This is a genomic window from Paenirhodobacter sp. (assembly GCF_050177655.1).
Lineage (GTDB): Bacteria > Pseudomonadota > Alphaproteobacteria > Rhodobacterales > Rhodobacteraceae > Rhodobacter.
Genome location: NZ_JBFXGV010000008.1, coordinates 38,114 through 62,532, shown reverse-complemented (window position 1 = coordinate 62,532; position 24,419 = coordinate 38,114). Strand labels below are relative to the sequence as shown.

Below are 24,419 nucleotides of genomic sequence, written 5' to 3'. Positions count from 1 at the left end.
GAGAGCCATGACACCAGAGAACGAAGACGACCGCCCGGTCGGCCGCGCGATCCTGCGCGGGCTGATGTGCCGCTGTCCGGCCTGCGGGCGCGGCCCGGTGCTGCAGGGCTACCTGACGCCGCGCGCCACCTGCCCCGTCTGCGGCGAGGATCTCTCGCCCCAGCGCACCGACGACGGGCCGGCCTATCTCACCATTCTGATCGTCGGCCATATCCTCGCGCCGACGCTGCTCGCCGCCTTCATGCTCTGGCGCCCCTCCCCGCTCGTGCTGATCGCGATCTTCGGCACCGGCTGCGTCGCGCTTTCGCTCTTCCTTCTGCCGCGGATGAAGGGGATGATGCTCGCCATCCAATGGTCGCGCCGGATGCATGGCTTCGGCGCAGGAGAGATCGTGCATGACTGACGCCCCCGAAGCCCCCGCCGAAAAGCCGGTCGACAAGACCGCCCTGCGCGACGCCGCGACGCTGATCGTACTCAAGCGCGACGATCCGCGCGGGCCCTCGGTGCTGATGGGGATGCGCGGCGCCTCGGCCGCCTTCATGCCCTCGAAATTCGTGTTCCCGGGCGGCGCGCTCGACCGCGGCGATGCCGCGATCCCGCTCGCCCATGCGCTGCCCGAGGCCTCCGCCCGGCGCCTCGCGCTCGAGGCGCCCGCGGGCCTCGGCCCCGCGCTCGCCATCGCCGCGATCCGCGAGCTCTGGGAGGAAACCGGCCTCATCCTCGGCACGCCGGGCGCCTGGGGCCCCGAAGTGCCCGAGGACTGGCAGGGCTTCGCCGAGACCGGCCACCTGCCCTCCGCCGCCGCGCTGCAATTCGTGTTCCGCGCGATCACCCCGCCGGGCCGGCCGCGCCGCTTCGATGCGCGTTTCTTCCTCGTCGACGTCGCCGAGATCGCCTCCGACCCCGACGATTTCTCCCGCGCCTGCGACGAGCTTTCGCATCTGCACTGGGTGCCGATCGCGGAGGCGCGCGCGCTCAACCTGCCCTTCATCACCGAGGTGGTGCTGGCCGAGGTGCAGGCGACGCTCACCGGCCCGGGCGGCAGCTACACGCCCCCGGCCTCGATCCCCTTCTTCGACAATCTCGGCCCGCGCGCGACCTTCGCCCGGCTCTACTGACGCAGCAGCACGAGCGCGATCAGCGAGGCGACGACGAGCGCGATCCCCGCCCCCTCGCGCGCGCTCAGCCGCTCGCGGAAGATCAGCGCCGAGGCGGTCAGCGTGAACACGATCTCGACCTGGCCGAAAGCGCGGACATAGGCGGCATTCTGCAGCGCGAAGGCCGAAAACCACCCCGCCGAGCCGACGATGCCGGTGACGCCGACCCAGATCGTGCGATGCCAGGCGCGGGTGACGCGGGTCAGCTCCCCCGGCTCGCGCAGCCGCAAATAAAGCGCCATGCCCAGCGCCTGCGCCGTCGTCACGCAGGCGAGCGTCGCGATCGCCCGGGTGAAGAAGGGCGCGGGCATGAGTTCGATCGTCGCGCCACGGAAGAAAATCGACGAAAGCCCGAAGAGCCCGCCCGCGATCACCCCGTAAACCACCGGGCGCAGCGCGAAGGCCGCGCCCTTCGGTGGTTTCGACAAAAGCAGCACGCCGAGCAGCCCGACCGCGATCGCCGCCCAGCCACCGGGCGAGACCGCCTCACCGAGGATCAGCGCGGAAAACAGCGCGACCTGCACCGTCTCGGTCTTGGTGAAGGCGACGCCGACGGCGAAATTGCGCAATTGAAACAGTGCGACGGTAAGGAAGGTCGCGGTCACCTGCGCCGCCCCGCCCGCGAGCACGAAGCCCCAGAACCGCACCCCCGGCAGCGGCACCTGCGCCCCGGAGGCAAAAAGCGCCAGCGCCGTCACGACCGCGATCGGCGCGCCAAAAAGAAAGCGCGAAAACGTCGCGCCCCCGGTCGAGAGCCCGCCGCCCGCCAGCTTCTTCTGCAAGACGAAGCGCGTCGTCTGCAGTGCCGCCGCGACCAGCGTGATCCAGATCCAGAGCGCCATCAGCGCCCGATCCGCGTCACGTCATAGCCATTGAAATCAAGCACTTCGCGCGCGGCCTTGAGCAGATCGCCCCGCGGCGGCAGACCGCGCGAGAGCACCGTGGCGAACTGCCCCGAAGGCGTGCCAAGCACCGCGACGTGGTAATCCTGATCGACCCAGAGGAGCCAGACCGGCTCCCGCCCGAAGGCCTCGTTTGGCGTGAACCGCGCCCCCGGACCGGTGAGCGCCGCCTGCCCCTTCAGCTTCGCGGGCTTCGCCCCGGAACAATCGACCCCGCTCAGCCGATAGGCCTTGCCGTCCCAGTCCCAGCGCTGCGCCGCCCCGGCGCAGCCCGGCGTGCCGCTTTCCGCGACATGCCACTCGCCCGCAAACCGCGCCGGATCGAAGAGCACCGCCGAGGAAATCCACGCCGCCGGATCGCGCAGCGCCGGCGCGGGTTTGGGCGGCGCGGAACAGGCCGCCAGACCCAGCGCCAGAGCCAGCGCAAATTTCACTGCACGCATTCGGTCACCCTCAACCCCGCCGAGGTCACGATCTCGTTGCAGCCGGTGAGCGGGATCATCGGCGCGCAGGTCATCGACCGCGCGAGGCAGGCGCCCGCGCAATCGGATTTCGTGTGGCAGGCCTTGCCGCCGTCGCGAGTGCGCGTGGCGCAAAGCCGCGTGCCGCTTTCCGCGAGGATCCAGGCACCGCCGCGCTTCTCGCAGGCCGCCTGTTCGAGCGCCATCTTCGCCTCCCCCACCGGTTCGAGCGGCGCCGCGGCCTTCTCGCCGGGCTTGCAGGCGGCAAGGCAGATCAGCGCAAGCGCGGCGATCTCAGAACGGCATCGGATGCGCATGATGCAGCCTCTCGATCCCGGTCTTCACCACCTCGGACAGCACCACCCCCGCCGCATCGAGCGATTTTTCCAGCTGCGCGACCGAGGTCGCCCCCACGATCGGCACCACCGGGAAGGGCCGCCCGATCACCCAGGCGATCGCCATCGTCACCGGATCGAGCCCATGCTCGCGCGCGAGCGCCACGTAATGATCGGCGATCTCGAAGGCGCGCGCGTTCGAGCGCCCGCCGAGTTCGCGCACGATCGAACGGCGCGATCCCTCGGGCACCGCACCGCCGGAATATTTGCCGCTGAGCATCCCCACCGCGAGCGGCGAATAGGCGAGGCAGGTCACCCCCTCATGCACGCCAAGCTCGGCCAGGTCGGTATCGTAAAGCCGGCACATCATCGAATATTCGTTCTGGATAGCGGCGACGCGCGGCCCGTGCCCGGCCTCGGCCAGCCGCAGCCATTGCGCCGTGCCCCAGCAGCTTTCATTGGAAAGCCCGAAATGCCGGATCTTGCCCTCATCCACCAGCGCCTGCAGCGTCTCGAGACAGGCGATCATATCGGCCTCGATCTCCGCGCCCGAGGGCTGCTTTTGCGCGTTGAACCCCCAGTTCTGGCGGAAATGGTAGCTGCCGCGGTTCGGCCAGTGGAACTGATAGAGGTCGATATACTCGGTCTGCAGCCGCTTCAGCGAGCCCTCGATCGCCATGCGGATCGAGGTCGGCGTGATCGGCGCGCCGTCGCGCACCGCCTTCAGCCCGACGCCCGAGACCTTGGTGGCGAGCACGACCTCGTCGCGCCGCCCGGTCTTCGCGAACCAGGTGCCGATGATCTCCTCGGTGCGCCCGACGGTTTCGGCGCCAATTGGATTGACCGGATACATCTCGGCGGTGTCGATGAAATTCACCCCGCGATCGAGCGCGAGGTCGATCTGCGCGTGGCCTTCGGCCTCGCTGTTCTGCGTGCCCCAGGTCATCGTGCCGAGGCAGATCTCGGTGACCATCACCCCGGTGCGGCCCAGTTCCACTTTGCGCATGGCTATCCCTTTCCTGTCCGCGCGACCCTGCCACAGCGGCGCGGCGGAGGGAATCCCCCGCCGATCACTTGGCGGGGATCAGCCCGCGCAGCGCATTGCCCAAAAACAGCCCGCCGCCCGCCAGATCGCCCGGGCGCAGCACCGCCTCCCGCGCGCGCCCCGCGGCAAGCAGATCCGCGCGCAACACCCCCGGCAGGCAGCCCGAGGTCAGCGGCGGGGTCAGCAGCACGCGGTCCCGTTCCAGAAAGACATTGGTGATCGTGCCCTCGGCGATCTCGCCGCGTTCGTTGACGAAAATCGCCTCGTCGACGCCTGCCGGCAGGGCCGCCCGCGCGCGCTCGTAAAGCCCGCGCTCCGAGGTCTTGAACCGCCGCCAAATCGACGTGCTGTCAAGCCCTTCCGCGGCGAAGTTCACCTGCCATTCCGGCTTCGCCGGCGGCAGATCGGCGGTTGTGAGGTCGAGCGTTCCGTTCAGATCGAGCGTCAGCCGCAGCCGCCGCGGCGCCGCGCCCGCAACCGTCGCGATCCGCGCGACGACCGCCTCGGGCGCGAAAGCGATGCCGAATGCCTCCGCCCCTGCGCCCAACCGCGCAAGATGGCGCGGCAAGAGCGCGACACCCGCGCCCGGCTCCCAGCGCATCGTCTCGATCAGCGTCAGCCCCGCGGGGGCCGCGTCGCGAAGGCCGCCTTGCACAGCGCTTCCTCCCATTCCTCGGGCCCGCGGCTGTCATGCACGACGCCGCCGCCGACATTGAGCGTGACCCGCCCCGCGCGCAGATGCAGCGTGCGGATCGCCACGTTGAATTCCATCGCGCCCGAGGGCGCAAGCCAGCCGATCGCGCCGCAATAGGCCTCGCGCGGGTGCGCCTCGAGCTCGCGGATGATCTGCATCGCGCGGATCTTCGGCGCCCCGGTGACCGAACCACAGGGAAAGAGCGCCGCGCAAATCCTTGCGAAATCGAGGTTTTCGACCAGGTCCGCGGTGACGGTCGAGGTCATCTGATGCACCGTCGCGTAACTTTCGATCTCGAAAAGCTTCGGCACCCGGACAGTGCCCGGCACCGCGATCCGGCTCAGATCGTTGCGCAGAAGATCGACGATCATCAGGTTCTCGGCGCGGTTCTTTTCCGACCCACGCAGCCACTCCGCCGCCGCGACATCGGCCGCGGGCGTCACCCCGCGCGCCACCGTGCCCTTCATCGGCCGCACCGTCGCGCGGCGCGCGGCATCGACGGCAAAGAACAGCTCGGGCGAGCGCGAGAGCAGCGCGAACTCCCCCGCCTCGACCAGGCAGCCATGCCCCACCGGCTGACGCGCCCTGAGCGCGGCATAAAGCGCGGCGGGCGAAGCCGTTGTTTCCCCTGTCAGCGGGAAGGTCAGGTTGATCTGATAGACGTCGCCCGCCGCGATATACTCCTGCACGCGGGCAAAGGCCGCTTCGTAATCCTGCTGCGAAATCAGCGGATTGAGAGACAAAGTTGAGACCGGCTCCGCGGCTTGCTCTCCCGGCGTCCCGGGCGTGTCATAGGCCCCGAACAGGACCAGCGGCACCGCGCGTTCGCGCGGCATCAGATCCGCCAGCCGGTGCGAGAAGAGATAGCCCAGTTCGTAGCTCAGCACGCCGGCGAGCCAGAGCCCGTCCTCGCGGGCGCGCTCGATCGCCTCGAAGGCGGCGGGCACCTCCTCGGGCCGGTCGGCGCGGATCACCCGGCGCGGCGCGGCGAAGCGCGCGCCCCCGGGCGACGGCCCGCGATCGAATTCGAAACTCAGCTCTTCGGCCACCGGCGCCTCGCCCTCTGCTTCCCCGGCGTTATGCGGGGGCAGCGGGCCGGGCGCAACGCCTCAACCGACCGAAAAATGCCATTCCCCGTCGCCGAGCGCCGGGCTCGCGCTTTCCAGCGCCAGCGGTGAGCGCGAAAACACGATCGGCGTGCGCAGCCCGGCAATGCCCTCGGGCGCGATGTTCATGCCCCGCGCGACGATCTGCGGCTCGGCCAGCGCCTCGGCGACATCGTTGATCGGCCCGCCCGGCACGCCCGCCCCCTCGAGCGCGGCGATCAGCTCCGCCTTCGGGCGGAGCGCGGTGCGCGCGGCGATGCGCGCGCAGATCTCGTCGCGGTTCACCACCCGCGCGGGATTGGTCGCGAAATCAGGATCGTCGCATTCGTCCATCTCAAGAACGCCGCACAAGGCCTTGAACTGACGATCGTTTCCGCAAGCGATGATGAAATGCCCATCCGAGGAGGGAAACACCGAATAGGGCACGATCGAGGGATGCGCATTGCCCAGCCGATGCGGCACGACACCGCCCAGGAGATAGTTCATCGCCTGGTTCGCGAGCACGCCGACGCCGACATCGAGCAGCGCCAGATCGACATGCTGCCCGCGGCCGGACCGTTCGCGCTCGGCCAGCGCCGCCTGCACCCCGATCACGCCGTAAAGCCCGGTGAAAATGTCGATCCAGGCGACACCGACCTTCTGCGGCTCGCCCCCTTTCGCGCCGGTCAGGTCCATGATCCCGCACATGCCCTGCACGAGGAAATCATAGCCCGGCTGCTTCGCGCGCGGCCCGGTCTGCCCGAAACCGGTGACCGAGGCATAGACGAGACGCGGGTTTTCCGGCGCGAGACTTTCGTAATCGAGGCCGAATTTCTTCAGCCCCCCCACCTTGAAATTCTCGAGCAGCACATCGGCCTCACCGATCAGCTGCTTCAGCCGCGCCAGATCGTCCTTGTTCGAAAAGTCGCATTGCACCGAGCGTTTGCCGCGGTTTGCGGCATGATAATAGGCCGCCACGGTTTCAAAACTGCCATCCGGTCGTTCCCGCTCGACGAAGGGCGGGCCCCAGCGGCGGGTGTCGTCGCCCTCCGGCGCCTCGACCTTGATCACCTCGGCGCCGAGATCGGCGAGCACCTGGCCGATCCAGGGCCCCGCCAGGATCCGCGCGAGTTCCACCACCTTCAGCCCCTTCAGGGGCGCCTCTCCCGCCTGCATCTGCTTCCCTCCGCTCGGGCTGCGCTGGCCCCTTGGTAACGAATTCCCCCACGGGAGGCGACGGATGTTTCCGCGACATTTGCGCGGCCCAGCATGCGCGAAACGCATAGATCGCCACGAGAATTATTTCCGACATCGCAGCATGTCGCAAACAGACCTTGAACCTCAGGATCAATACATTTACGACTCCACATGTCGCTTTCATCCCATTTCGATGGGCTCGTCCGGCGCGCCGCCCCGTTCCGGGCCGGCCTGCGCCTTGCCGGGGGCCCGCAGCACCGCCCGGCATGACCTTTCCGCTGCCCGACAGGAGCAACCCGATGCAGGCCAATCTTGCCCGTTTCCTTCTTTCCGCCACCGCCCTCGCCGCGCTCACCCTTCCCGCCCAGGCCGCCGAGGATTGCGGCACCGTCTCGATCGCCGAGATGAACTGGGCCTCGGCCGGCGTCGCCGCCTGGGTCGACAAGATCATCCTCGAGGACGGCTACGGCTGCGAGGTGACGCTGGTCACCGGCGACACGATGCCGACCTTCACCTCGATGAACGAGAAGGGCGAACCCGACATGGCGCCCGAGCTTTGGGTGAACGCGGTGAAGACCGCGCTCGACCAGGCCGTCGCCGAGGGGCGGCTCGTCGAGGCGGCGAAGATCCTCTCCGATGGCGGGGTCGAGGGCTGGTGGATCCCGAAATACCTCGCCGAGGCCCATCCCGAAATCAAGACGGTCACGGATGCGCTCAAGCACCCCGAGCTGTTCCCCGCGCCCGAAGACCCGTCGCGCGGTGCGCTTTTCAACTGCCCCTCGGGCTGGAACTGCCAGATCTCGACCGAGAACCTCTATCGCGCCTATGGCGCCGAGGCGAAGGGCTTCGACCTCGTCGACACCGGCTCGGCGGCCGGGCTCGACGGCTCGATCGCCAATGCCTATGAGGCGAAAAAGGGCTGGTTCGGCTATTACTGGGCGCCGACCGCGATCCTCGGCAAATACGAGATGGTGAAGCTCGACGCCGGCGTGCCGAACGACAAGGCCGCCTGGGACGCCTGCACCTCGCAGGCCGATTGCCCCGATCCGAAGCCGAACGCCTATCCGGTCTCCGACGTCTATACCGTGGTGACGAAGGAATTCGCCGAAAAGGCCGGCGTCGCGATGGATTACGTCAAGGCCCGCGCCTGGGACAACCAGACGGTCGGCAAGGTGCTCGCCTGGATGGATGCGAACCAGGGCACGAACGAGGATGCCGCGCGCTGGTTCCTCGAAAATTACAAGGACATGTGGCACGGCTGGGTCTCGCCCGAGACCGCCGCGAAGATCGACGCCGCGCTTTGAGCGCCCCCGCCGGCGCGGTCTCCGCGCCGGCCTCGCCCAACGGAGGATGACCGATGGCGAATTGCTGGGGCCTGCCCGAGGCCCTGTGTTCCTTCCCTTCCCTCGACGCGAAGAGCCTGCGGATGATGCGCAAGGGCATCGACGACGGCTTTCGCGACATCGTGCGCGCCCATTCCGAGGCGATCGACGCGGCCACCGCGCCCTTGCAGATCTTCCTCAACGGGCTCGAGCGGCTGTTCACCCATGCGCCCTGGCCGGTGATGATGCTCGCGATCCTCGCCATCGTCTGGGCCGGCTCGCGCAGCTGGCGCACCGTGCTTGGCGCGGCGCTGGCGCTGGCCGGCATCGGCACCTTCGGGCTCTGGACCGACACGATGACGACGCTGGCCATGGTCGCGGTCGCGACCCTCGTCGCGATCCTGATCGGCCTGCCGCTCGGCATCGCGATGGCGCGCTCGGACCGGTTCCAGCGCCTGCTCACGCCGCTGCTCGACGTCATGCAGACCCTGCCCTCCTTCGTCTATCTCATTCCGGTCGTCGTGATTTTCGGCATCGGCAAGGTGCCCGGCCTGATCGCGGTGGTGATCTATGCGGTGCCGCCGATGATCCGGCTGACGAACCTCGGCATCCGCATGGTCGACCGCGAGGTGACCGAGGCGGCCGATGCCTTCGGCGCCGATCCGCGGCAGAAGCTTTTCGGCGTGCAGCTGCCGCTCGCGCTGCCCGCGATCATGACCGGGGTGAACCAGACGATCATGATGTCGCTCTCGATGGTGGTCGTGGCCTCGATGGTCGGCGTCGGTGGCCTGGGCAAGAACGTGCTGCAGGCGATCACCAACCAGTATTTCACCACCGGCTTCCTGAACGGCTTCGCCCTCGTCGCGATCGCGATCATCTTCGACCGCACCTCGCAGGCCTTCGGCAAGCGGCTGCAGAAACATCGCGAGGCAGGTCATGACTGAACGCTCCGGCATCGAGATCCGCCATCTTTACAAGATCTTCGGCCGCCATCCCGAACGCTGGGTGAAACCGGTGCAGGAGGGGATGACGAAGGAGGAGCTGAACGACCGCCACGATCATGTTCTCGGCCTGCGCGACATCAACCTGACGCTCGCCCCGGGCGAGATCTCGGTGATCATGGGGCTCTCGGGCTCCGGCAAGTCGACGCTGATCCGCCACATCAACGGGCTGATCGCGCCGACCGCGGGCGAAATCCTCTACGACGGCGCCGATGTGGTGCAGATGCGCCCGCGCGCGCTGCGCGAATTCCGCCGCACGAAGACGGCGATGGTGTTCCAGAAATTCGCGCTCTTGCCGCATCGCACCGTGCTGGAAAACACGCTCTACGGGCTCGATATCCGCCACCAACCGCGCGAGGAGGCCGAACCCCTCGCCCGCAAATGGATCGAGCGCGTGGGGCTTTCCGGCTTCGAGACGAACTATCCAAGCCAGCTTTCGGGCGGCATGCAGCAGCGCGTCGGACTGGCCCGCGCGCTCGCCAACGACGCCGATATCCTCCTGATGGACGAGGCTTTTTCCGCGCTCGACCCGCTGATCCGGATGGACATGCAGAAGGTGCTGCTCGAGCTGCAGGAGGAGCTGCACAAGACCATCGTCTTCATCACCCACGACCTCGACGAGGCGCTGCGGCTGGGCGACAGCATCGCGATCCTGCGCGACGGCGCGCTCGAACAGGTGGGCACCGGGCAGGACATCGTGCTGCGCCCGGCGAATGACTACATCGCCGAATTCGTGCGCGAGGTGAACCGCGGCAAGGTGATCCGCGCCGACCGTCTGCTCCGGCCGCGGGGCGCGGAAGAACCGGCGCCGGAGCTGCGGGTTCCGGGCCGGCTGGTGATCGAGAAGGTCGCGCGCGCGATGACCCAGGCCGGGGTGCAAAGCGCGACGCTCCTCGACCGCGCCGGGCAGGAGATCGGCGTGGTCGATGCCGGCGCGATCCTGAGCGCGATGGTGACGCCGGCGGAAAGCCCCGCCGGCTGAACCTCACCCCGCGAGCAGCGCGGCATTGCCGCCCGAGGCGGTGGTGTCGACGCAGAGATGGCGCTCATGGGCGACATGGGCGCGATCGGGCTGCGCGCAGATGAGCGGCAGGATCGGCCCCTTGCGCGCGGCCAGCGCCTGCGCATAGGCGCGCCCGCGCGCCTCGCCGCCCCACCAGAGCACCGCGGAAAATCCTTCTATTTCCGTCAGTTGCGCGGGATCGACCGCGCCTTTCGCAACCACAGCCAGCCCGCCGAGCCGCTCGACCGCCGCGGCCTGCGCCGCCGCCGCCCCGGCACTCGGGCCAAGGCAAAGCACCGGTTCGCGGGCACAAAGCGCAAGCCGGTTGAGCTCACCCGTCGGGCCCGGCATCAGCCGTTCCTCGAGCTTCGCACCGCCAGCCTCAGGCGTGGGCAGCGCCCCGCCCTGCGCCCAGTCCTCGCCCGCGACGCCCTGCGCCGGCGCGAAGAACCGGCCGAGATAGAGCGGCCCGCCCGCCTTCGGCCCGGTGCCCGAAAGCCCCTCGCCGCCGAAGGGCTGACTGCCGACGACCGCGCCGATCTGGTTGCGGTTGACGTAGATATTGCCGGCGTGGATCGCCTCGGCCAGCTCCTGCACCCGCGCGTCGATCCGCGTGTGCAGCCCGAAGGTCAGGCCGAAGCCCCGCGCGTTGATCGCCGCGATCACCTGCGGCAGGTCACCCGCGCGGAAGGTTGCGACATGCAGCACCGGGCCGAAGACCTCGCGCTCGAGATCCTCGATCCCCGCGACCTTGAGCAGCGTGGGCGCGCAGAAATGCCCGGCCTCGGGCGCCTCGACGCTGTGCAGCACGCGGTTCGCGTTCGCCGCCAGATAGGAGGCGATCCCCGCCTCCGCCTCGGCGTCGATCAGCGGGCCGACATCACTGGCAAGCCGGCGCGGATCGCCGACGCTGAGCTGATCCATCGCGCCGCGGATCATCTCGATCATCTGCGGCGCGATCTCCTCCTGCAGGTAGAGGCAGCGCAGCGCCGAACAGCGCTGCCCGGCCGAGCGGAAGGCCGCCGTCACGATGTCGCGCAGCGCCTGTTCGGGGAGCGCGGTGCTGTCGACCACCATCGCGTTGAGCCCGCCGGTTTCCGCAATGAGCGGCGTGCCGGGCGCCATATGCGCGGCCATCGCCGCGGCGATGATCCGCGCCGTCTCGGTCGAGCCGGTGAAGACGACGCCATTCACCCGCGCGTCGGAGGTCAGCGCCGCGCCGACCGTGGCGCCATCGCCCGGCAGCAGTTGCAGCGCCGTGGCGGGCACCCCCGCCCGGTGCAAAAGCCGCACCGCGATCGCGGCGATAAGCGGCGTCTGCTCGGCCGGTTTTGCCAGCACCGCATTGCCCGCGCTCAGCGCCGCGGCGATCTGCCCGGTGAAGATCGCAAGCGGGAAGTTCCACGGGCTGATCGCGACGAAAATCCCGCGCGGGCCGTGCGCCTCGCCCTCGCCTTCAGCCGCGTAATAGCGCAGGAAATCGACCGCCTCGCGCAGCTCGCCCACCGCGTCGGGCAGGGTCTTGCCCGCCTCGCGGGTGAGCGCGGCAAAGATCGGGCCGAAGTTCTCCTCGTAAAGATCGGCGGCACGGCGCAGCACCGCGGCGCGCTCTGCCGCCGGCGCGGCCCAGGGCGCGGCATCGGCCAGCGCCCGCGCGACGCAGGCATCGTCCGCCTCACTCACCTGCGCGAGGATCTCGCCCGTCGCGGGGTTCGCGACCGGGCGCGCGGTGCCCGTGGCGGCGCTCACCGTGAGCGGCGCCGCATCGGGCAGCGCCACCGCCTGCGCCGCCTCGATCCGCGCGAGCTCCTCCGGATCGCTCAGATCGAAGCCTTTGGAATTGATCCGGTTTTCGCCGAAAATCGCCGCGGGCGCGCGCAGCGCGGAGGGCGGCTGCGCGCTGGCAAGCGCGGCAAAGGGATCGCGCGCGATCGCCTCGGGCGCGACGCTCTCATCGACGATCTGATGCACGAAGGAGCTGTTCGCCCCGTTCTCCAGCAGCCGCCGCACGAGATAGGCGAGCAGGTCGCGATGCGCGCCCACCGGCGCATAGATCCGGCAGCGGCCCTTGGTTTCGCGCAGCGTGATGTCATGCAGCCGCTCGCCCATGCCATGCAGGCGCTGGAACTCGAAGGGCCGCCCCTCGGCCAGTTCGAGGATCGCCGCGACGCTATGCGCGTTATGGGTGGCGAATTGCGGATAGATCCGGTCGCTCAGCCCGAAGAGCTTCTTCGCGAGGCAGATATAGCTCACGTCGGTCGCGACCTTGGAGGTGAAAAGCGGAAAGCCCGGCAGCCCCTCGACCTGCGCGCGCTTCATCTCCGTGTCCCAATAGGCGCCCTTCACGAGGCGGATGTTGAGCCGCTGCCCATAGCGCCCCGCCATCGCATAAAGCGCGTCGATCGCGGCGCCGGCGCGCTTGCCATAGGCCTGCACCACCACGCCGAACCCGTCCCAGCCGGCGAGATCGGGATCGGCCATCGCCGCCTCGATCACCCTGAGCGAGAGCGCAAGCCGGTCCTGCTCCTCGGCATCGACATGCATGCCGATCCCCGCCGCCCGCGCCGCGCGCGCGAGATCGCGCACGACGGGCACGAGCTCGGCCATCACGCGCACCTCCTGCGCCACCTCGTAGCGCGGATGCAGCGCCGAAAGCTTGATCGAGATCCCCGGGTTCGCGGTGACCGAGCCGCGCACCGCCGCCTTGCCGATCGCGGCGATCGCGCGGGCGTAATCCTCGGCGTAGCGCGCGGCATCCGCCGCCGTCATCGCCGCCTCGCCCAGCATGTCATAGCTGTAGGTGAAGCCCTCCGCCTCGCGCTTGCGGGCGCGGGCGAGCGCCTTCTCGATCGTCTCGCCCAGCACGAACTGCCGCCCCATCTCGCGCATCGCCTGGCCGACGGCGGCGCGGATCACCGGCTCGCCCAGCCGCCGGATCGCGCCGCGCAGCGTGCCGGCGATACCCTCGCCCCCTTCTTCCAGCACCTTGCCGGTCAGCATCAGCCCCCAGGTCGAGGCATTGACGAGCGCGGAGGCCGCGGTGCCAAGGTGCCGGCTCCAGTCCGAGGGCGCGATCTTGTCCTCGATCAGCGCGTCGATCGTGCCCGCGTCCGGCACCCGCAAAAGCGCCTCGGCAAGGCACATCAGCGCCACGCCCTCGCGCGTCGAAAGCCCGTATTCGGCAAGGAAATGCTCCATCAGGCTCGGCTTCGCCTCCGCCCGGATTCGCCGCACGAGGCCCGCCGCCCGCGCCGAGATCGCGGCGCGCATCGCCTCGGACAGCGCGGCCTCGGCGACGAGCCGCTCGAGCACGGCGCGCTCGGGCGCGAATTTGGCGTCGAGGCCGAGGGTGGAAAGATCCTGAGACGGCGGAACGTCAATCGGGGCGGCGATCATGGCGAATGTCCTGGGTGTGAGGGGGAGCGTATACCCAAGAATACTGCGATTGCGCTGGACGATGCGCCCAAAGATTGTCACCTTGACAGGCGTATCGCCTGAAATCAGGGGGAATTTCAGTCATGACCGATCCGCTCGACGCCACCGACCGCAAGATTCTCGCCGAACTCGTCGCCAATGCGCGCCTGCCGATCGCGGAACTCGCGCGCAAGGTCGGCCTGTCGAAGACCCCGGTCGCCGCGCGGATCCGGGCGATGGAGGAGATGGGGCTGATCACCGGCTACCGCGCGATCCTCTCGCCGCTCAAGCTCGGCCTCACCCATGTCACCTATGTCGAGGTGCGGCTGAGCGACACCCGCGCGAAGGCGCTCGAACAGTTCAACGCCGCGGTGCGCGCGATCCCCGAGGTCGAGGAATGCTACATGATCGCGGGCGGCTTCGATTACCTGATCAAGGTGCGCTCACGCGACATGGCGGACTATCGGCGGCTGATGGGGGAGAAGCTTTCCGCCCTGCCCCATGTCCACGCGACCTCGAGCTATGTCGCGATGGAGGCGGTGGTGGAGCAGAACTGGCTCAGCCCCTGAGCCGGTCAGAACCGCCGGCTCAGCCCGAGGCCGAGGCTCAGGTTGCGATACGCCGCCACCGGCAGGGTCGAGCGCTGCCGCTCCCAGTTCAGCTGCAACACCGGGGCAAAGCCCGAAACCGTGAGCGCGCGGTGCTGCGCGCTCAGCGCAAGGCTTTGCCGGTCGTCCTTGCGCCGCAGCCCGAAAAGCGTGGACACCCCGTCATAGCGCGCGTGGCGCAGCGTCAGATCGGCGCCGAGGCTCAGCCCGCCCTCGAAAGCATAGCTCGCGCCGAAACTCACCTCGCCCGCGCGGAAGGCGAGGCTCGGCACCCGCGCGGCGCTGCGCTCGAGCGCGAGCCCGGCGCGGATCGCAAAGCGCGGATCGAGCGCATGCGACCAGCGCAGCATCGCGCGGCTGCGCAGCCCGTCGGAGCGCGGCGCGCCGGGATAGGCCAGATCCTGCGCGGTGAGCGCCACCGCCAGCATATCGCGCGCGCCCACCGGGGTGGACAGCGCAAGGCTCAGCCCCGGGCCGCGGGAATAGACCTGCCCCTCGATCCAGCGCTGCGCGAAATTCGCCCCGACCTCCCAGCGCAGCCCGCCCGCCTTGCGCCGGATCAGCGCCAGCCCGGGGGTCAGCGTCACATCGGAGGGCACCGCCGCGCGGTCATAGCCGATCGCGTCGAGATCGAGGCTCGCGCGCCCCTGCCAGCCCGGGCCCAGCACCGGCGCAAAGGCGAGATGCACGCCGATCCCGGCGCCAAGCGCGGCCTGCGCGCGCGAGCCGCCCGCGACCGTCACCGGCAGCCCGTCGATCACGATCGTGCCGGCGGAGGTGCGCCGCCCCGGGTTGCTCGACGGGACCAGCCCGAAGCTGAGCGATCCCTGCCAGCGCCTTTCCTGCGCGAGCGCGACCAGCGCCCCCTCGGCCGCGCGGCGTTCGGGCGCGGCGAGCGTTCCGCCCAGCGCCGCCTCGTAATGAAACCGCACGCGCGGCGCCTCGCCCGCGGCCTGCAGCGCCGCCGCAAGCTCGAGGCGGAACCGCGCCACATCGGGGCGCAGCACCACCAGCCGCTCGAGCGCGGCGCGTGCGAGATCGGCGCGCCCCTCGGCGCGCGCGAGCGTGGCGATCGCCCAAAGCCGGCGCTCGGCCCCGCCGCGCGTCGCCGGCACCCAGGCCCGGTAGCGCGCGAGCGCCTCGGCCCGCCGCCCCGCCGCGGCAAGCGCGCGCGCGCCCGCCTCGGCCCGAGCATCGGCGGCCTCGGCCCCGGCGGCGGCCCCGGAGGCGGACGTGGGCGCCGCGCCGGTCTCGGCCCGCGCCCCTGCGAGCGGCGCAAGCGCAAGGAGCAGCGAAAGCAGCCCCGCGCGCAGCGCGCCCAGGCAAAAGGCGCCCGACGCGCGAGAAGGGGCGTTACACGCGCCGGGCATGGCTTCGGTCACTGTTCGAGATAGTAGGTGCCGACGCCAACCAGTTCGGGCGAGGTATCCCCGTCGGTATTGAGGCCAAGCCCCGCGGTGCCGATCGCCGCCCGCCCGCGATCGCCGAAGAAGGCACCGCCAAGCTGCATGCCCGCCTGGCCCGTCGTGCCGTCGACCGTCAGCTCCCCGCCCAGATGCACCAGCATCGCGCCGCTCGCGACGGTCTGCGTGCCCCCGGTCGGCAGCGCGATCGTGCTCTCGCTGCGCCCCACCGTCGAGGTCTCGGGATCGACCTCGAGCACCCCTTCGGCGGTGAAATCGTCGCCGTTCATCGTGCCGCGGAAATTCGTCGCCTGACCCGACCAGACATTGTTCGTCTGCCCCTCGGTCCAGTCGACGTCGAGATCGAGATCGGCCATCACCTCGCCGATACTGTCGCCGGTGTCGCCCTCGCGCAGATCCATCTTCGCCGCGCCGGTGTAATTCGCCTTGAGCGAGGTCGGCATGTTGCCGGTCGGCGCGAGGTTCTCGATCTGCGCGAATTTCGTGTCGTAGTCGGAGGAGGACATGCTCCCGCCGCCACCGCCGCCGCCGCCGCTTCCATTCCCCATGCAGCCGGCAAGGGAAAGGGCGACGGCGCCAAGCGCCAGCCCCTTCCGGACCTGATCCGTTTTCATCTCCTGATCGCTCCCAAGTCGTTTCCCCAGAGTGTGTCGCAAGGACCGGACCATTAACCCCCGCTCCGCCCCCCGGGTCGCCCCCCCGTTCAGGGGGGAGGCAAAGCATTGATTTTTGCGACACTGCACCGCAGACTTGCCCCTTGCCTCGAGGAGCTCCGCGTGCCCCGGTCCCCGCTGCTCATCATCGGCGCCACGATCGCCTTCGCGCTCGTCACCGCCACGCTCGCGCTGGGCCTCGCCCTGCAAGCGCCCTGGCTTGGCGTGACCCTCGCCCCCGGGCCCGGCGGCAACGGCGTGATCGTCGCCGCGCGGGCCCCGCAGGGCCCCGCCGCCGCGCTCGAACCCGGGGTGCAGCTGCGCGCGCTGCGCTCGGCCGCGGCGGCGCCGGGCGGCGGCCTCGACCTCACCGCCGGGGATCTGACCGAAGAGCCCGACACGCTCGCCGATGTCGCCGCGATGCGCGCCTTCTTCGCGCGCCAGTCGGCGATCGACGCGATCCTGCGCGCCGGGCCCGTCGTGCTCGTCACCGACCGCGGCGAGATCACCGTGACCCCGCGCCCGAGCCGCCCGCTCGCGACGCTGCCCGGCGCGTTCTGGGTGCAGTTTCTCGTCGGGCTCGCCGGCTGCATGATCGGCGGCTGGGTGCTTGCGCTGCGCCGGCGCGCGGAGGCCGTCTTCCTGACCCTTGCCGGGCTTGGCATCGACCTCTCCGCCCATGCCGCGGGGCTTTATTCGACGCGCGAGATCGCGCTGCCGGGGGAGGTCTTCTGGTGGGCCTCGGCGACCAATTCGCTCGGCTCGATCACCTTTGGCATCGGGATGATCTGCCTTTTCCTCGTCTACCCCCGCCGGCTGGTGCCGCGCGCCGTCGTCGCCCTGGTGATCGCCACCTTCGGCGCCTGGGCGATCGCCACCTTCGCCCGGCTCCCGCAAAGCACCGAAGTCCTGATCCACCTGCCGATCACGATCGAGATGGGGCTGATCACCATCGCCGCCGTCGCGCAGATCTTCGCCACCCGCGGCCATCCGCAGGAGCGCGCGGCGCTGCGCTGGTTCGGGCTCGCGGTGCTCGTCGGCGCGGGCGGCTTCGTCGGGCTGATCGCGGCACCGCAGGCGATGGGGCTTTCGACCGGGGTCACCCAGGGCCATGCCTTCGGCTCCTTCCTGATCGTCTATATCGGGCTCGCGATCGGGGTCGCCCGTTACCGGCTCTTCCAGCTCGAGGACTGGTCCTTCCGCATCCTCTTCTACGCCGGCGGCGTGGCGCTTCTGCTGCTGCTCGACGCGGCGCTGATCGGCCTCGTCGCGCTCGACCGGCTGCCCGCCTTCTCGCTTGCGCTGATCGTCGTCGCCTTCCTCTATTTGCCGGCGCGCGACTGGATCGGGCGCAAGCTGACCGGCACCCGCCGGATCGAAACCGAAGAGCTCTTCGATCTGATCGCGCAGGTGGCGCTGGCCGATCCCGCGCAGGATCAGCGGGCGCGCTTCGCCGCGATGCTCGACCGCCTCTTCCAGCCGCTCGAGATCGCGCCCTGCGACGACACCGTCCCCGCCCCCGCGATCGCCGAGGGCGGCGAGGCGCTGCTTTTGCCCGGCTTCGAGCGCGTCCCCGCGCTGCGCCTGCGCTGGGCGCGCCGCGGCCGGCGGCTGTTCTCGCCGCGCGATCTGAACCGGGCGGAGACGGCGCTCACGATCACCCGGCAGATGATCGCCCAGCGCAACGCCTATGCCGCGGGCGCCGAGGCGGAGCGGCGCCGGATCACCCGCGACATGCACGACAACATCGGCGTGCAGCTGCTGGGCGCGCTGCACAGCCCGGCCGAGGCGCGCAAGGACGCGCTGATCCGCCGCGCGCTCACCGACCTGCGCGAAATCGTCTCGGCGAGCGAAACCGCACTGCGCCCGCTCGACGACATGCTCGCCGATCTGCGCGCCGAGATCACCGAGCACATGGTGGCGGCGCAGATCGCGCTCGACTGGCGGGCGGAGCGCTTCGACCTGCCCGCCCCGCCGCCGATCGCCGGCACCCTGCGCGCGATCCTGCGCGAGGCGGCGGGCAATATCCTGCGCCATGCCCGCGCCCGTCGCGCCGAGATCGAGATCACCCGCCCCGCGCCCGGGCGCATCGCGCTGCGGGTGCGCGACGATGGCTGCGGCGCCGATCCGGCCGAGGAGGCGCCCCCCGCGACGCGCGGCGGCGGGCTCGGCCTCGTGAACATGCGCCAGCGCGTGGAAGATTGCGGCGGGCATTTCCGCTTCGGCCCCGGCCCCGGGGGCCGCGGCTGCGAGATCGTCGCCGAATTCGACCTGCCCGCCCCCGCCGCGACCGGCGGCTTTGCCCTGCCCGAGGCGGCGGCGCCGCCCGTTGCCGCCCCCGCCTTCGCCGACGAGGCCTGAGATGCGCCGCGTGCTGATCGTCGAGGACATCGCCGAGACCCGCGCCTGGCTTGCCGGGATCGTCACCGCCGCCTTTCCCGAGGCGCGGATCGACACCGCCGCGACGCTGCGCAAGGCGCGCCCGCTGGCCGCGACGGGCTACGACCTCGCGCTGATCGACCTCGGCCTGCCCGACGGCTCGGGGCTGACGCTGCTGCGCGAGATCCGCGAGGCGCAGGATCCGGTGCTCTGCGTCGTCACCACGGTGATGGCCGACGATGCGACGGTGGTCGCCGCGCTTTCGGCCGGGGCGGATGGCTACCTGCTCAAGGAATACCCCGCCGAGGTGCTCACCCGGCAGCTTGGCCAGCTCGGCCTCGGCCTGCCCGCGCTTTCCCCCGCGATCGCGCGCCGGATCATGGAGCATTTCCGCTTCACCGGCCCCGCCGCCCCCGAGGCGCGGCTGACCGAACGCGAGGCGGAGGTGCTCGGCCTGATCGGGCGCGGGCTGCGCAACGCCGAGGTGGCCGCACAGCTCGAGATCGCCGAAAGCACGGTCGCGGGTTACATCAAGGCGGTCTATCGCAAGCTCGGCATCTCCTCGCGCGCGGAGGCGGCCTGGCACGCCGCGCGGATGGGATTGCAGCGGCGCGACGAAAAAGGCCGGCCCTGACGGACCGGCCTTCGGCAGAAATTGTCGTGGTCTCAGGCGCTCTTGCGCGAGAGCACCATCTGCGGACGCGCGCGCGCGATCGCGGCGGTGACCATGCCGGCGACCGCCGCCTTGATCAGATCGCCCGGGATGAACGGGGTGATCAGCAGCGTGGCCTCGGGCAGGGTCTTGCCGAGTTTCCAGGCCATGCCCGGGATGCCGCAAAGGTTCAGCACGAGAAAACCGCCGACCGCCGCGCCGATCCCCGCGGCCAGCGCGAGCGGCAGGCGGGTGAGGCGCTCGGTGATCCAGCCGGTGACGAAGGCCGCGATCGGGAAGCCGATCAGATAGCCGATCGTGACCCCGGCGAACACGCCGATCCCGCCACGCCCACCGGCAAGCAGCGGCAGCCCCAGCGCGACGAGCGCGAGGAACAAAAGCACCGCGAGCGCGCCGCGCCGCGCCCCAAGCACCGTGCCGCACAGCATCACGCCCAGCGACTGCGCCGAGATCGGCACCCCGGTCATCAGCATGATCTGCGGCACGAGGCCCAGCGCCGCGATCAGCGCAGCGTAAAGCACGATCAGCACGAAGTTGCGTTCCATTCAGTTTCTCTCCCTTGAAACGTCTCGCGAAACCGCCGGCGCGAGCCCACCCCGGGCCTTCAGCGCCAGCGCCACCTGTTCGGCATCGTCCATGGCCAGGATCAGCCAGGGCACGATCACCTGCCAGCGCGGCGCGCGGGGTGACCGCGCCCGCCAGGCCATCTGCAATTGCGCTCCCTTTTGCGCGATCACCGGGGTGAATCGCAAGACCAGAGCGGCGGCCAATGCGAAAGTCTCAGGCCGCAGACCGAACCGGCGCAAGGGGGCGGCCAGGCCGATCACCACATCCATCATGTCGTCGAACCGCGTCGTGAGCGTGAGCAGATTGGCCGCGGCGACGGCGGCGACGAGGCGCAGCGCAATCAGCGCGCCCTCGGCCCAGGTGCCGCTCACCCCATGCCAGAGCGCGAGCACGACAAGGAAGATCCAGAGCGGGCGCAGCGCCGCAAGCCCCTCGCGCGCGAAGGCGATCCCGCCCGAGAGGTAAAGCGCCGCGACACCCGCGGCGACGAGGGCCATCTGCCCGAGCCCCGAAAGCGAGAAAAGGAACACCGCCGCGAGCGCGAGCGCCGCAAGCTTTGCCCCCGCGGGCAGGCGGTGCATCCAGGTGACGCGCTCAGAGATCAGCGTCAGCATCGTCGGCCTCCATCGCCGCGCGATAGGCCGCGATCACCGCCGCCGGCGCGCCGTCCTGCACCACCCGGCCGCCCTCGAGCCAGAGGATCCGGTCATAGCCGGCCAGCGCCTCGAGATCGTGCGAGATATGCAGAAGCTGCGCCGCGAGCCCGTCGAGCACCCGGCCAAGCCGGCGCACGGTGGCGAGGTCGAGCCCGGCGAAGGGTTCGTCGAGCACGATCGCCCCGGGCGCCATCGCGAGCACCGCCATCAGACAGACGAGATGCTTCTGCCCCTGGCTGAGCTGCCCGGTGCCGCGCCCGGCCCAGTCCGCGCGGCCAAAGCGCGCGAGCATCGCGCGCGCCCCCTCGCGCGCCTCGGCTTTCGACCGCCCCATCTGGCGCAGGCCGAAGGCGAGCTCCTCCTCCACGGTCGGGAAGATGATCTGATGGTCGGGGTTCTGGAACAGGATGCCGACGGCGGAGAGCGCGCCGCGCCGGTCACGCGCGACCTCGACGCCGCCCACGGTGACGCGCCCGGCCTGCGGCTCCTGCAGCCCGGTCACCACGCGGGCGAGCGTCGACTTGCCCGAGCCGTTGCGCCCGATCACGCCGATCCGGCGCTCGGAAAGCGTGAGCGCCGGCAGCTCGAGCAGCACCCGCCCGCCGCTTTCGACGCGAAGATCCCGAATGTCGATCAGCTGGTCCATGACGCCCCCTTTCGCGCCTCTCTAGCGTGGCGCGGGGGCGATGGCTACCGGTCCGAAGGTGCAAACGCCCCCGGGGTGGGGCCCCCGGAGGCGCGGCCCCGCTTACGCGAGGCGTTCGATCCGGGCGGGCAGGCCCTGGCGCACTGCCGTGCCGGCCACCGGATCGACCCATGTGCCGGGCCTGGCGAGCGTCGGGTCGAGCATGCCGAGATCGTTCAGCAGCACCCCGCTTGCCAGCCGCGGATCGCCGGCGCGGGTCTCGCCGTCGATGGTGACGTCGCGCGCGCCAAAGCCGCGGTGGCCAAAGCCGTGCTCGATCGCCACCGTGCCCGCGGCGATGCCGTCGCGCACGATCGCCACGCTTTCGAGACTGCCGCCCGGGGTCGTCAACCGCACGCGGTCGCCGGTGTGGATGCCCTGGGCGCGGGCAATCTCGCGCCCGACGATCACCGGGTTGCTGGCGGTGATCCGCAACAGCGTCTTCGCCCCCACCGAATAGGAGTTCTGCAGCGCGGATTTGAAGGAGACGACCTTCACCGGCCAGTCGGTCTCGGGGTAATGCTCGGTGACCTTCGAGCCATCGGCGAATTCCGGTTCGACCCAGGCCGGGCCGCCCGGCATGTGCTGGCCGGTGGTGGCGCGTTTGAACCCGCCCATCGCCTCGTTCCAGACCATCATCGGGCTGCCGGCGAAGGGATTGCCGGCCTTCTCGCCGTCATAGGTCTTGCCGATCGGCTCATAGCGCCCGCCCTTGGCGTAGATCGTCGCGGCCTTGCGCCATTCGTCGGGCTTCAGCGTGGCCTCCAGATCGGCGCGGATCCGGCTCACCCCGCTCAGTTCGATGTCGTCGTCGCTGGCATCGGCCACCGGCTTCTTGCCGATCGTCGCGACATTGGCGGCACCGCGCAGATACCAGTCCTCGGCGCGGTCGAGCGGGTGCAGATTGCCCTCCGCATCCGGGATCGCATCGGCGCCGAAGCCGGGCAGCCCCATCCGCTTCGCCGTGGCGATCAGGAAGGTCTCCATCCCCACCCGCTCGCCCGCGGCGTTGCGTTCCATCCGCGGCTCGATCACCGGCCAGCGCGCCGTCGTCGCCTTGGTCGCCACGCCGCCCCAGGGTTTGGTGAAGCCCCAGGTCTCGTACATCACCGAATCCGGCACGATGTAATCCGCGATCGCCGAGCTTTCGTTGATGAACGGGTCGATCGAAATGATCAGCGGCACGACCTTCGGATCCTTCAGCTTCTCGACCATATGGGCGATGCCGGGCAGGCCGTAGACCGGGTTCGTGTTGCGGAAGACCAGCGCCTCGACGCCATAGGGATAGCCGTTCACGATCGAGGGGATCCATTCGGTCGCAAGCCCGGGCGCGTTCGGGAACCAGGGCGCCTCCGCCGGGAAGGGCTTGCCCGCGGCCTTCTTCGCCTTGAATTCCGAGGTCTTCTCATAGGGCGCATTGCGCCCGATCGGCAGGCCCTTGGCCTTCACCGCGCCGGGGAAATCCGCAAGGTCATAGGCCGGGCCCTTGGTGTCGGGGAACCAGCCGCCCGCGACCATCGTGCCGCCCTTCCAGTTCAGATTGCCGATGAGCGTGTTGATCATCATCAGCGCATAGGCGTTGTAATGGCCCGAACCCGACATCATCCCGCCGTGGCTGTTCACCGCCGCGCGCCGCCCGTGGCGGGTCAGCTCACTCGCCAGGGCTTCGATCGTCTCCTGCGGGATGCCGCAGGCGGCGGAATACTCCGCCATCTCGTGCTTCATCGCCTCCTCGCGCAGCAGCGTCAGCGCCGTCTTCACCGCGACCCGCGCGCCCTGCACCTCGACCGCACCCTCGAAGAAGAGCGGCGCGGCCGAGGCTCCGGCCGGAGCGGGGCCGGCATCGGAGGCGACCAGGAAGGGGTCGGCCTCCGCATAGGGTTCCACCCCCTCGGCCAGCGGCAGCCCGATGTCGGAGCCGCGCAGGAACCGGCCAAAGCGCGGATGCTTCGGCTCCACGATCACGAGATGGGTGGCATTGGTGAAACTCGCCTCGCCCGCGGCATCGGCGGCCTCCTGCGTCGGCTGGGCGAGATAGGCGGTGTTGATCTTTTCACTCTCGAACATCCAGCGGATGATCGCCATCGCAAGCGCGCCATCGGTGCCCGGCTTGATCGGCACCCAGCGCGAGCGCTCGCCCGAGGGGCCGTTCTGCGCGTTGTTCAACACCGGATCGACGACAACATAACTCAGCTTGCCGTCGGAGCGCGCATGGGCGACGAGCGTGCCGACCCGCTTGAACGGGTTGCCCGCATTGCCGGGCGCCGTGCCGACGAAAAGGATGAATTCGGCGTTGTTGAAATCGGGCTTCGCATGCGGCTGGGTCTTGAAATCGCCGAACATCGCGCCCGAGCCGTTGCGATAGGCGCCGCCGCAATAGGCGCCGTGGCGCACGAAATTGGTCGAGCCATAGCTTTGCTTGAGCCAGCGCAGCACCAGATTGTCGCGCCCGTCGTCGACGCAGTTCATCCAGACGAGCCGGTTCGCGCGGGGGCCAAGCTCGGGCGCCTCCGGGTCGATCGGCGTCTTCAGATCGCGGATCTCGCGCAGCCCGGCGACGCGCCCCTCGCCGAACAGGTCTCCGCCCTCGACCACCTCCTCGACCAGCTGCTCGAAGCTGATCGTCTGCCACTGGCCGGAGCCGCGCGGCCCCACGCGCTTGAGCGGTTTGAGCACCCGGCGCGGGTTCGTCACCTGGTCGAGCACCGCATTGCCGCGCCCGCAGGCGGTCGAGCGGTTCTTCAGCCCGCCCTCCTGCCCGGCGCGGGCATAGGCGATAAAGCTCTCGCGCACCGAGGCCTCATAGGGGATGAACGGATCGGTCGAGAGCGGGCTGTAGGGGTTGCCCGCGACGCGCAGAACCTTGTTTTCCTTTTTGTCGACGCGCACCCGCACGCCGCAAAGCGTGGTGCAGCCGATGCACATCGTGTAGCTCACCGCCTGATCCGGGTTCGGCGTCAGATCGCCGGTCTCCGGGTCGATGGTGAACTCGGGATCGGGGGCGAAACCGGTCAGCGCCTTGCGCGGCACCTCGCCCGACCATTTGCCCTTTGCGATCTTCTTGATCGTATCGGCATACCCCACACCGAAGGTGGCGGCGGCACCGGCGGCGGCGGCGCCCTTGAGGATGTTGCGGCGGCTGGACATCGGGGATCTCC

The 24,419-nt window shown here is 70.0% G+C and carries 22 protein-coding genes; 8 read left to right on the top strand and 14 right to left on the bottom strand.

Annotation, left to right across the window (positions count from 1 at the left end):
• The first annotated feature begins 7 nt into the window (after positions 1 to 7).
• Positions 8 to 403: a DUF983 domain-containing protein gene (locus AB7U46_RS05485; RefSeq protein WP_428335936.1), complete on the top strand. Its 396-nt coding sequence runs from the start codon at positions 8 to 10 to the stop codon at positions 401 to 403.
• A complete protein-coding gene (locus tag AB7U46_RS05480) occupies positions 396 to 1,118 on the top strand; it encodes an NUDIX hydrolase (RefSeq protein ID WP_428335935.1) in 723 nt (240 codons plus the stop codon). Before AB7U46_RS05485 ends, AB7U46_RS05480 begins: the two co-directional genes overlap by 8 nt.
• Here AB7U46_RS05480 and AB7U46_RS05475 read toward each other — a convergent pair.
• The 7 genes from AB7U46_RS05475 to AB7U46_RS05445 form a co-directional block, all read right to left on the bottom strand.
• Entirely contained in the window at positions 1,112 to 1,999 is an 888-nt protein-coding gene (locus AB7U46_RS05475) for an EamA/RhaT family transporter (RefSeq protein ID WP_428335934.1), read from the bottom strand. The two genes, AB7U46_RS05480 and AB7U46_RS05475, sit on opposite strands and share 7 nt — an antisense overlap.
• Positions 1,999 to 2,502 carry a lipocalin family protein gene (locus AB7U46_RS05470; RefSeq protein WP_428335933.1) on the bottom strand — a complete coding sequence of 168 codons (504 nt, stop codon included), beginning with the start codon at positions 2,500 to 2,502 and terminating at the stop codon, positions 1,999 to 2,001. The genes AB7U46_RS05475 and AB7U46_RS05470 overlap by 1 nt, the downstream gene beginning before the upstream one ends.
• A complete protein-coding gene (locus tag AB7U46_RS05465) occupies positions 2,490 to 2,837 on the bottom strand; it encodes a hypothetical protein (RefSeq protein ID WP_428335932.1) in 348 nt (115 codons plus the stop codon). The genes AB7U46_RS05470 and AB7U46_RS05465 overlap by 13 nt, the downstream gene beginning before the upstream one ends.
• Positions 2,815 to 3,861, bottom strand: coding sequence for an aldo/keto reductase (locus tag AB7U46_RS05460; protein ID WP_428335931.1), 1,047 nt, complete (start codon positions 3,859 to 3,861; stop codon positions 2,815 to 2,817). Before AB7U46_RS05460 ends, AB7U46_RS05465 begins: the two co-directional genes overlap by 23 nt.
• A 64-nt stretch (positions 3,862 to 3,925) precedes the next feature.
• Positions 3,926 to 4,555: an aminotransferase class IV family protein gene (locus AB7U46_RS05455; protein ID WP_428335930.1), complete on the bottom strand. Its 630-nt coding sequence runs from the start codon at positions 4,553 to 4,555 to the stop codon at positions 3,926 to 3,928.
• Positions 4,516 to 5,643, bottom strand: coding sequence for an aminodeoxychorismate synthase component I (locus tag AB7U46_RS05450; protein WP_428335929.1), 1,128 nt, complete (start codon positions 5,641 to 5,643; stop codon positions 4,516 to 4,518). Before AB7U46_RS05450 ends, AB7U46_RS05455 begins: the two co-directional genes overlap by 40 nt.
• A gap of 60 nt (positions 5,644 to 5,703) precedes the next feature.
• Positions 5,704 to 6,855: a CaiB/BaiF CoA transferase family protein gene (locus AB7U46_RS05445; RefSeq protein WP_428335928.1), complete on the bottom strand. Its 1,152-nt coding sequence runs from the start codon at positions 6,853 to 6,855 to the stop codon at positions 5,704 to 5,706.
• Positions 6,856 to 7,175: 320 nt separating this feature from the next.
• Here AB7U46_RS05445 and AB7U46_RS05440 point away from each other — a divergent pair, with 320 nt between their 5' ends.
• Genes AB7U46_RS05440 through AB7U46_RS05430 form a run of 3 tightly spaced genes read left to right on the top strand, consistent with a single transcriptional unit; the run spans position 7,176 to position 10,181 of the window.
• Positions 7,176 to 8,180, top strand: a complete 1,005-nt coding sequence (locus AB7U46_RS05440; RefSeq protein ID WP_428335927.1) for an ABC transporter substrate-binding protein — start codon at positions 7,176 to 7,178, stop codon at positions 8,178 to 8,180.
• 53 nt (positions 8,181 to 8,233) lie between these two features.
• On the top strand, positions 8,234 to 9,142 hold the full coding sequence (locus AB7U46_RS05435) for an ABC transporter permease (protein ID WP_428335926.1): 909 nt from the start codon (positions 8,234 to 8,236) through the stop codon (positions 9,140 to 9,142).
• The gene (locus AB7U46_RS05430) at positions 9,135 to 10,181 is read left to right on the top strand and encodes a quaternary amine ABC transporter ATP-binding protein (protein WP_428335925.1); all 1,047 of its coding nucleotides are present in this window, start codon (positions 9,135 to 9,137) and stop codon (positions 10,179 to 10,181) included. Before AB7U46_RS05435 ends, AB7U46_RS05430 begins: the two co-directional genes overlap by 8 nt.
• 3 nt (positions 10,182 to 10,184) lie before the next feature.
• Here the strand turns inward: AB7U46_RS05430 and putA are convergent, their stop codons facing one another.
• Positions 10,185 to 13,598, bottom strand: a complete 3,414-nt coding sequence (putA, locus tag AB7U46_RS05425) for a bifunctional proline dehydrogenase/L-glutamate gamma-semialdehyde dehydrogenase PutA (RefSeq protein ID WP_428335924.1) — start codon at positions 13,596 to 13,598, stop codon at positions 10,185 to 10,187.
• Positions 13,599 to 13,720: 122 nt separating this feature from the next.
• Between putA and AB7U46_RS05420 the strand changes: the two genes are divergently transcribed.
• Complete coding sequence (locus tag AB7U46_RS05420; protein ID WP_428335923.1) at positions 13,721 to 14,185, top strand: Lrp/AsnC family transcriptional regulator; 465 nt, start codon at positions 13,721 to 13,723, stop codon at positions 14,183 to 14,185.
• Between the two features lie 5 nt (positions 14,186 to 14,190).
• On the opposite strand, the gene AB7U46_RS05415 is transcribed toward AB7U46_RS05420, so the two are convergent.
• Positions 14,191 to 15,606: a surface lipoprotein assembly modifier gene (locus AB7U46_RS05415; protein ID WP_428335922.1), complete on the bottom strand. Its 1,416-nt coding sequence runs from the start codon at positions 15,604 to 15,606 to the stop codon at positions 14,191 to 14,193.
• Entirely contained in the window at positions 15,603 to 16,262 is a 660-nt protein-coding gene (locus AB7U46_RS05410) for a hypothetical protein (RefSeq protein WP_428335921.1), read from the bottom strand. The genes AB7U46_RS05415 and AB7U46_RS05410 overlap by 4 nt, the downstream gene beginning before the upstream one ends.
• Before the next feature lie 162 nt (positions 16,263 to 16,424).
• Here AB7U46_RS05410 and AB7U46_RS05405 point away from each other — a divergent pair, with 162 nt between their 5' ends.
• The gene (locus tag AB7U46_RS05405; protein WP_428335920.1) at positions 16,425 to 18,662 is read left to right on the top strand and encodes a sensor histidine kinase; all 2,238 of its coding nucleotides are present in this window, start codon (positions 16,425 to 16,427) and stop codon (positions 18,660 to 18,662) included.
• Between the two features lies 1 nt (position 18,663).
• Positions 18,664 to 19,314 carry a response regulator gene (locus tag AB7U46_RS05400; RefSeq protein ID WP_428335919.1) on the top strand — a complete coding sequence of 217 codons (651 nt, stop codon included), beginning with the start codon at positions 18,664 to 18,666 and terminating at the stop codon, positions 19,312 to 19,314.
• Between the two features lie 32 nt (positions 19,315 to 19,346).
• Here the strand turns inward: AB7U46_RS05400 and AB7U46_RS05395 are convergent, their stop codons facing one another.
• From AB7U46_RS05395 to AB7U46_RS05380, 4 genes are all read right to left on the bottom strand, one after another.
• On the bottom strand, positions 19,347 to 19,898 hold the full coding sequence (locus AB7U46_RS05395; RefSeq protein WP_428335918.1) for a biotin transporter BioY: 552 nt from the start codon (positions 19,896 to 19,898) through the stop codon (positions 19,347 to 19,349).
• A complete protein-coding gene (locus AB7U46_RS05390) occupies positions 19,899 to 20,534 on the bottom strand; it encodes an energy-coupling factor transporter transmembrane component T (protein WP_428335917.1) in 636 nt (211 codons plus the stop codon).
• Positions 20,515 to 21,222 carry an energy-coupling factor ABC transporter ATP-binding protein gene (locus tag AB7U46_RS05385; RefSeq protein ID WP_428335916.1) on the bottom strand — a complete coding sequence of 236 codons (708 nt, stop codon included), beginning with the start codon at positions 21,220 to 21,222 and terminating at the stop codon, positions 20,515 to 20,517. Before AB7U46_RS05385 ends, AB7U46_RS05390 begins: the two co-directional genes overlap by 20 nt.
• Positions 21,223 to 21,324: 102 nt before the next feature.
• Positions 21,325 to 24,408 (bottom strand): molybdopterin dinucleotide binding domain-containing protein, encoded by a 3,084-nt coding sequence (locus tag AB7U46_RS05380; protein ID WP_428335915.1) that lies wholly within the window; start codon positions 24,406 to 24,408, stop codon positions 21,325 to 21,327.
• Positions 24,409 to 24,419 lie beyond the last annotated feature (11 nt).